The sequence below is a fragment of the Candidatus Atribacteria bacterium genome, assembly GCA_011056645.1.
Classification (GTDB): domain Bacteria; phylum Atribacterota; class Phoenicimicrobiia; order Phoenicimicrobiales; family Phoenicimicrobiaceae; genus Sediminicultor; species Sediminicultor quartus.
In genome coordinates this window covers 19,878-28,553 of sequence record DSEL01000121.1, presented here as the reverse complement: position 1 = coordinate 28,553, position 8,676 = coordinate 19,878, and the positions used below count along the sequence as shown (strand labels likewise).

Below are 8,676 nucleotides of genomic sequence, written 5' to 3'. Positions count from 1 at the left end.
CAGTAGGGGAGCTTATTAAAGCTGAGAGTGTTTTTAGTAAACAGACCCTTAAAACCTGATCTGGGTAATGCCAGCGTAGGGAATTGAAACAACAGTTGTGTGGTAAAACCGCAGTTTTGATTAAAAGATCAGGTCTGCGGTTTTTTTATTTGTAATATATTTTTTTAAAAAAGGGAGAGATTTGTCATGAAAAAAAATCAAGTAAGGATAATGACTGAGATTGGTATGGCGGTAGCACTGGCGGCTATCTTAAATTTTATTCCCTTATGGAGAATGCCTCAGGGAGGATCAGTTAGTCTGGAAATGCTGCCGATTTTGATTATCGCCTTACGTTGGGGAGCTGGTTCTGGTATGATGACCGGAGCAGTGTATGGCTTAGTTCAATTAGCCCTTGGTGCTTATATTATTCACCCGGCACAACTGGTATTGGATTATCCTTTAGCATATATGCTGGTTGGATTAGCAGGAATATTCTCTCATAAGATTAATTTAAAGACAAAGGTTATTGCCTATAGTTGGTTATTCTTGGCTGTTCTTATCGGAGGACTGGGAAGGTTTATTAGTCACTTCCTTTCCGGTATAATATTTTTTGCTCAATATGCACCGGAAGGTCAAAGTCCATGGCTATATTCAGCAATATATAATATTAGTTACCTTTTGCCATCTCTGCTCTTGTGTTATATAATTATTATACCGTTATTAAAGAACTTAGTCATTAATAAGGGAAAAATAGGAAGTTAAGAGGATAATTTATGTCCATGAATAAGGTGGTTATTGCCTTAAACGGAGAATTAAAAGGGAATAGGAAAGAGTACAAGAAGCTAATAGGGGAGAAAGCCACTTTGTTTATTGCTGCTGACGGCGGAGCCTTGTTATTGGAGAGTATAGGTTTTTTTCCCGATGTTATTATAGGAGATCTTGATTCTCTTACTAAGGAAAAGTATCAATTTTATGAAAAAATGGGAATCAAAATTCTAAAATACCCTGATGAAAAGGACGAAACCGATGGTGAGCTGGCACTCCAATATTGTGGGGAGAGAGGCCTTAATAACATTATTATTATCGGTTTTACAGGGGGGCGATGGGATCAACAATTAGCCAATATCTTTCTACTGGAATATGCTTTTAGAAATGGAATTACCGCCCTAATTAAGGAGCCCGGACTAGAAATAGGAATAATCAATAAAGAAAAAGTGTTTTCCCAAAAAAAAGGAGCAAACCTCTCTTTACTCCCCCTGGATAAAAGGGTTACCGGCATTACCATAACGGGATGTAAATATCTACTCAAATCAGCAAGCTTATCAAGATACAAGACCAGAGGTATTAGTAATATAATTGAGCAAAAAAAAGCGATAATTACCGTTGAGAATGGACTGCTATTGTATACTCTGAATCAAAAGCAATGATCTGTGATCATCAATCATTTAATTATTTAGTCCGCTTGCAATTTCTTCTTTTGCATGATTACCTCATTCACCAAAATCTATAATTATCATGAAATATAAAACCAAAAAAGTTTGTAGAAGAAAAAAAATAAGTGTAAAATATTAGATATCAGTATTTATAAAAGAAGGAGGAATTTTAAATTGTTTAATAGAATTGCGAATATAGTAAGAGGCTTGGCTGTAGACATGATAGAGAAGGCTAATTCCGGTCACCCCGGGTTACCTTTAGGTTGTGCAGAAATTGGAGCAGTACTCTTTGGAGATGTATTAAAATACGATCCTGCCGTCCCGGATTGGCCGGATCGAGATCGTTTTGTACTCTCTGCCGGACACGGAACAGCCTGGATATATTCCCTATTACATCTTTCGGGATATGATCTTTCTTTGGATGATTTAAAAAAATTTAGACAGTTTAATTCTAAAACACCCGGTCACCCGGAATATGGAGAAACTCCAGGAATAGAAGTGACTACCGGACCATTGGGACAGGGTTTTGCCAATGCAGTAGGAATGGCTCTAGCGGAGAAGATGTTGGCAGCCAGGTTTAATACTGAGGATTATCAGATTGTTGATCATTATACTTATACGCTTTTAGGTGACGGCTGCATGATGGAAGGGATTACTTCCGAAGCCGCTTCACTGGCCGGGCATCTGGGTCTGGGAAAATTAATTGCTATCTATGATGATAATGGTATTTCCCTTGCCGGAGAGACCAAAGTAAGTTTTACCGAATCAGTAGCTGATAGATTTAGGGCTTATAATTGGAAAGTCATTGACCATATTAACGGTCATAGTATTGAAGAACTTAAAGCAGCTATTATTAAAGCTCACGAAACTGAAGATAAACCCGTTTTGATTATAGCGAAAACCCATATCGGGTATGGTGCTCCCACTAAGCAGGATTCTTGCAGCTGTCATGGTGCGCCTTTAGGTGAAGAGGAGATAAAGGGTTTAAAGAGGAATTTAGGATTACCCCCGGAGGAGAAATTTTATATTTCACCTGAGGTTAAAGAATTTTTTGAAGATAGAAAAAAACAGCTTGCCGAAAAAAGAGAAGAGTGGAAAAATAATTTTATTAAATGGGCTGAAAAATATCCAGACCTCAAAGAACAATGGGAACAGGCCTTTAATTTGACTATTCCTCAAGGTTTAGAATTGGATAAATTCGAAATAAAATCTCCGATAGCCACCAGAGTAGCTTCATCGATGATCTTAAATAAGCTCGCTGATAAAATTCCTTATCTTATTGGAGGTTCAGCTGATTTATCCCCTTCTACCAAGGCTTATTTGGATCATTATAAAGATATTCAAAAAGAGTCCTTTGATGGTAGAAATATTAGATTTGGAGTTAGGGAACATGCTATGGGTGCCATAGTGAATGGCATTGCCTCTCATAAAGGATTCAGACCCTTTTGTTCCACCTTCTTTGTTTTTTCGGATTATATGCGTCCGGCCATTAGAATGGCTGCTTTGATGAGGCTCCCGGTAATCTATATTTTTACTCACGATTCCATTATGGTGGGAGAAGATGGTCCTACCCATCAAGCGGTGGAACAGCTTGAATCTTTAAGAATAATTCCCAACTTAAGAGTAATAAGACCTGCAGATGAAGAAGAGACCAAATTAGCTTGGAAGGAAGTTTTAGAAAGAATAGAAGGTCCAACTGCCCTGATTTTATCCCGACAGAATTTACCTCACCTAGAAAAATACCGCGGTACAACAGAATTCTCTCGGGGTGGTTATATCATATCCCATAAAGAAAAAGAAGCGCCACAGGTGATATTGATAGCCAGCGGTAGTGAAGTATCCTTAGCCGCACAGGTAAATATCATTTTAAAAGTAAATGGTATTACCGGCCGTGTGGTCTCTATTCCGAACAGAGAAGAATTTTTAAGACAAGATAAAAAATATATCGAAGAGGTTCTAGGACCCAAAGACGCACTTCGGGTAGTTATTGAAGCCAATAACGGAGAGGGTTGGTATCAGTTATTACATAATTCCTACTATACTGTATTTATGAAGTTTTTTGGTAAAAGTGCACCAGCTCAACAATTAGCTGATTATTTCGGTTTTACTCCTGAAAAAATTGCCCAAAAAATTATGAAACTTTGTTAGGGGCTATCTATTGATAAAATCTGTTCCAATGACTACAGGAGCCGTTTTTAATATTCAAAGATACTCGATCCATGATGGACCAGGGATCCGTACTACCGTCTTTTTAAAGGGATGTCCGCTTAATTGCTGGTGGTGTCAGAACCCAGAAAGTCAGTTAAACGGGCAGGAAATGATATTTTGGAGAGATAGATGTATTGGCTGTGGAGCGTGCTCTGCAGCCTGTACATCTTACGCTATTCGGATAAAAAAGGGTATCCCGGTTACTGAAAGAAAGAAATGCCTGCTTTGCAGAAAGTGTGTAGAAAAATGCCCGGCTTTAGCCCGGGAAATAATAGGAAAAAAACTAACCAGCAAAGAGGTTATCAAAGAGATAGAAAAGGATCTGGTATTTTATGAGGAATCCGGAGGGGGAGTGACTTTCTCAGGTGGGGAACCTTTGGAGCAATCTGAATTTTTAGAAAGCCTCCTTGATGCCTGCAGAGAAAAAAAGATTCATACCGCAGTTGATACCTCCGGATATATTTCCTGGGAAACTTTACATAAAATAAGTCAAAAAATAGGTTTATTCCTCTATGACTTAAAATTGATGGATAGAGAAAAACATAGAAAATATACCGGTGTATCCAATGAGATCATTTTAGAAAATTTAAAGAAACTTTCCTCGGTACACCCTAATATCTTTGTTCGTTTTCCGGTTATACCTGGTATAAACGACGATAGTCAAAACATCAGAGAAATGGGGAAATTTTTATCTAACTTAAAGATTACCCAGGTGAATCTTCTCCCTTACCACTATATAGGTATCGATAAATACCAAAGATTAGGAATAACTTATAAGTTAGCTGCCACACGACCTCCTTCGGAAGAAAAATTATCCGAGATATCGGGAATTTTAAATAAATTTAATTTGAAGGTGAAATTAAGAGGTTAATTTACATGAATAAAAGAGTAGAAAAATTAAGACAGGAAAGTTTAGATACTCAACCTTATATTTCTATCGAACGAGCAATTTTAGTAACTGAGGCGTATAAGAAGTATGAGGGAACCGTTTCAACCCCCCTTCTTCGTGCTTTGGTTTTTAAGTATTTGCTGGAAAATAAAAGTATATCAATTGGTGAAGGAGAACTTATTGTTGGAGAAAGAGGCGGATTCCCTCAAGCGACTCCTACCTTTCCGGAATTATGCTGTCACAGTCTGGAAGACCTCGAAATGATTAATAATCGAAAGAAAATTTCTTTTCAGGTAAATCAAAAAGTAAGAGAAGTCCAAAAAGAGAAGATTATTCCCTATTGGGAAAACAGGTCAATGCGTAGCCGGATATTTAAAGAGATGACTACGGAGTGGAAAGAATGTTACACCGCCGGAGTATTCACCGAATTTATGGAACAGAGAGCCCCCGGACATACGGTTGCTGATGATAAGATATATCACCAAGGTTTTTCTGATTTTATTCGGGAAATAGAAAAAAATATAGAGAATCTTGATTATTTAAATGATCCGGAAGCTTATGATAAACAGGAAGAATTAAAAGCCATGCGTGTTTGTGCCAGGGCTATCAGTAGATTTGCCGAGCGTTATACCGAAAAAGCCTTAGAGATGGTTAATGCTGAGAAAGATCCTCAAAGAAAGAAAGAGTTACTTAAAATTGCTGAAGTTTGTTCTTATATTCCTGCAAATCCCCCCCGAAATTTTTGGGAAGCTTTACAAATGTATTGGTTTGTCCATGTAGGAGTTATTAGTGAACTGAATACCTGGGACTCTTTCAATCCAGGCAGATTAGACCAGCTTCTATACCTCTTTTATAAAAGGGGTATAGAAGAGGGGACGCTGACTCAGGAGAAGGCAAAGGAGCTCTTAGAATGCTTCTGGGTAAAATTTAACAATCAACCGGCTCCCCCCAAAGTAGGGGTAACCTTAGCCGAAAGTGGGACCTATACTGATTTTGCCAATATTAATAATGGCGGATTAAAGATAGACGGTACTGATGGAGTAAATGACCTGACCTATCTCATGCTCGATGTGATCGATGAAATGAGGTTATTGCAACCCAGCACTAATATTCAATTAAGCAAAAAGAGTCCAAACCTATTTTTAAGAAGGGCTTGCGAGATAATCAGAAAAGGTTGGGGACAACCTTCGGTATTTAATGCCGAAGAAGTGATCGAAGAGATGCTTAAACAGGGTAAATCTATAGAAGATGCCCGCTGTGGCGGTACTAGTGGCTGTGTGGAGACAGGTGCTTTCGGTAAAGAGAGCTATATCTTGACCGGTTATTTTAATTTAGTAAAAGTTTTGGAAATAACTATAAATAACGGTATCGACCCTCAAACCAATAAGAAAATAGGAATAGAAAGTGGTGAGCCAACTAAGTTTAATTCATTTAAGGAGCTACTGACTGCCTTTAAAAGACAGCTTCATCATTTTATAGATATAAAAATAAAAGGAAATAATATCATTGAAAGATTATATGCTACTTATATGCCGGCTCCCTTCCTTTCTATCATTATTAGTGATTGTATTGAAAAAGGGAAGGATTATAATGCTGGTGGTGCCCGGTATAATACCAATTATATTCAGGGCGTAGGGATCGGGACTATCACTGACAGTCTCTCAGCTATTAAATATCATGTCTTTGACCAGAAAAATATTAATATGGAAAAATTAAAAGAAGGGTTAAAAAATAATTTTATTGATCACGAAGATATTCGGCAATTGTTTTTAAATAAAACTCCCCGATACGGGAATGATGATGATTATGCTGATGATATTATGAAATTAGTATTTAATTTATTCTATCAGGAAGTAAATGGTAGAAAAAATACCAAAGGGGGATTTTACAGGATTAATATGCTTCCCACCACCTGCCATATTTATTTTGGATCAGTGATAGGAGCTACACCCGATGGAAGAAGAGAGAAGCAGCCCTTATCCGAAGGGATTTCCCCGGTGCAGGGGATAGACCGCTTGGGACCAACGGCAGTTATCAAATCAGCTTCCAAGATGGAGCAGTCCAAAACCGGCGGGACTCTTTTAAATCAAAAATTTACTCCTCAATTACTGGCTGGAGAAAAAGGGTTAGACAGCCTTACTCATCTGATAAGAGCTTATTTTAAATTGGGAGGGCATCATATCCAATTTAATGTGGTCAGTGCCAATACTTTAAGAGCTGCCCAAAAAGAACCTGAAAAATACCGAAATCTTATTGTACGGGTAGCAGGCTATAGTGATTATTTTAATAATCTCAATAAGGACTTGCAAGATGAGATAATTAGCAGAACAGAACATCAATTTACTTGAAATAATAGGTTAAGGAGTAAAAGATTTAGTAAAATAAATTTGACATTACCAACAGTTGTGGTAAAATATAGAGGTTAAAGTCTGTTAGATAAAAATGACTGGCCTTTTTACTTAAAAGAGATGCTAACAACAATCAACCGAATTCTCTATAACAGATTGTTAAAAAAGGATCTCTTGTGTTTTAATAATGTTATCGTTAAGAGCCGAGAATCATTCCCTTGCTTCTTTTCTCCCAAAGAAACGTTATTGGACTAAAGAGAAATAATAACGAAAAGGAGGAAAAAAGCATGCAAGGTAGTAAATTATATGTAGGAAATCTTAAGTATTCTGTAACCAATGATCAGTTAAGTGATATATTTTCAAATCATGGTGAAGTTAAGAGTGTCAACATTATCGAAGGCAAAGGCTTTGGATTTGTAGAAATGTCTTCTCCAGAAGAAGCTGGAAAAGCCAAAGATGCGTTAAATGATACCGATTTTGAAGGTAGACCTTTAAAAATTGATGAAGCTCGTCCACCCAGACCAAGAAGCGAATACCGTAGTAATAGTAGATACTAAAATAAAAATTAGTAGATTAATAAACTAATTTAAATTTAAAGAAATTCTGTTGTATCAATAAAGGCCAGTCATTTTATATAACAGGGTAATTAAATCTTCATCAGATGTATCCCGCGGATTGTTATTTAAAGTTCCCCCCTTTGCGCCCCTAATTAATTGCGAAAAGTCTTCTTTTTTTATATTCCACGCAGAAAGATTTTCTTTGATTCCGACCGCTGTAAGTATTTCTTTTATCTTTTCTATTGCTCTTTTAGAGCTATCCATTTCTGACCATGAAAAAATGTTTTCCCCCAAGCACCCGGCTATTTTAGCCAATTTTTTAGTCACCACCGGCAGATTGTATTCCATCACATGGGGTAAAAGTACTGCACAAGACAGACCGTGAGGTATTTTGTAGTATACTCCCAAAGGGTGAGAGAGGGCATGCGCCGCTCCTAAACCTGAATTGGATAGACAAAGCCCGCTTAAAAGGGCAGCCATAGCCATTTCTTGGCGTGCTTCTAAATCTTTTCCATCTTTCACTGCTTTGATTAAACTTTTACCGATGAGTTCTATAGCATGCAAGGCCAGGGCATCGGTGATATCCTGGTTTTTTTTGCCCAAATATGATTCTATGCATTGAGTTAAAGCATCACCGCCACAGATGGCAGTGGTAGAAGGGGGAAGAGACAGGGTAAGTTCGGGATCAACCAGAGCTACTTCCGGAATAAGAGATACGTCTCTTATGCTCTTCTTTAAATCAAGTTTAGTATTAGTAATTACTGCATTACTGGTCGCCTCTGAGCCGGTACCCGAGGTAGTAGGAATGGCGATAAAAGGAATAGGTTTGCTTTTAAATTTTTTTCCTTTCCCTTCGATTTCTTGATAATCGGCTACCGAACCTTCATTGGTCACCATTCCTGAAATAGCCTTACCGGTATCCAGGACGCTTCCGCCTCCCAATGCTATAATCAGGTTGCAGCTTTCTTTCCGAGCTAAACTTGTTCCGGTATCTACTGTTTCTACTGTAGGATCGGAGGGAATGTTTTCATAGATAATATATTCTAATTGATTGTCATTGATTAGATGAGTTAAGCGGTCTAATGTTCCGCTTTTTCTCATCGCACTCCTCCCTACTACCACTAAAGCTTTACTTCCCAATCTTTTTGCTTCTATCCCAACTTGAGACAATCCTCCCGGTCCAAAGATAATTTTTCCCGGAGCATAAAATTCTACTATTTTGTTCAAATCTCTATTCCTCCTTAGAAAATAAGATAATTTAA

General features: G+C 37.7%; 7 protein-coding genes and 1 riboswitch. Of the genes, 6 read left to right on the top strand and 1 reads right to left on the bottom strand.

Translation table 11 applies throughout. The annotated features are described in order from the left end of the window. Window positions 1-99, top strand: a riboswitch (TPP riboswitch). This riboswitch is flagged as partial in the annotation. Window positions 100-186: 87 nt separating this feature from the next. The 6 genes from thiT to ENO17_04940 all read left to right on the top strand — a co-directional run bounded on the left by thiT (window position 187) and on the right by ENO17_04940 (window position 7,414). Beyond that, the gene (gene thiT / locus ENO17_04965; GenBank protein HER24382.1) at window positions 187-741 is read left to right on the top strand and encodes an energy-coupled thiamine transporter ThiT; all 555 of its coding nucleotides are present in this window, start codon (window positions 187-189) and stop codon (window positions 739-741) included. 11 nt (window positions 742-752) lie between these two features. Continuing rightward, window positions 753-1,406 (top strand): thiamine diphosphokinase, encoded by a 654-nt coding sequence (locus tag ENO17_04960; protein HER24381.1) that lies wholly within the window; start codon window positions 753-755, stop codon window positions 1,404-1,406. Window positions 1,407-1,586: 180 nt separating this feature from the next. Further along, window positions 1,587-3,560 (top strand): transketolase, encoded by a 1,974-nt coding sequence (gene tkt, locus ENO17_04955; GenBank protein HER24380.1) that lies wholly within the window; start codon window positions 1,587-1,589, stop codon window positions 3,558-3,560. Window positions 3,561-3,588: 28 nt separating this feature from the next. Further along, the gene (locus tag ENO17_04950) at window positions 3,589-4,491 is read left to right on the top strand and encodes a glycyl-radical enzyme activating protein (protein HER24379.1); all 903 of its coding nucleotides are present in this window, start codon (window positions 3,589-3,591) and stop codon (window positions 4,489-4,491) included. Between the two features lie 5 nt (window positions 4,492-4,496). Beyond that, window positions 4,497-6,857, top strand: a complete 2,361-nt coding sequence (locus ENO17_04945) for a glycyl radical protein (GenBank protein HER24378.1) — start codon at window positions 4,497-4,499, stop codon at window positions 6,855-6,857. 287 nt (window positions 6,858-7,144) lie between these two features. Further along, window positions 7,145-7,414 (top strand): RNA-binding protein, encoded by a 270-nt coding sequence (locus tag ENO17_04940; GenBank protein HER24377.1) that lies wholly within the window; start codon window positions 7,145-7,147, stop codon window positions 7,412-7,414. A gap of 54 nt (window positions 7,415-7,468) precedes the next feature. Here ENO17_04940 and ENO17_04935 read toward each other — a convergent pair whose 3' ends face one another. After that, the gene (locus ENO17_04935) at window positions 7,469-8,641 is read right to left on the bottom strand and encodes an iron-containing alcohol dehydrogenase (protein HER24376.1); all 1,173 of its coding nucleotides are present in this window, start codon (window positions 8,639-8,641) and stop codon (window positions 7,469-7,471) included. Between the last annotated feature and the right edge of the window lie 35 nt (window positions 8,642-8,676).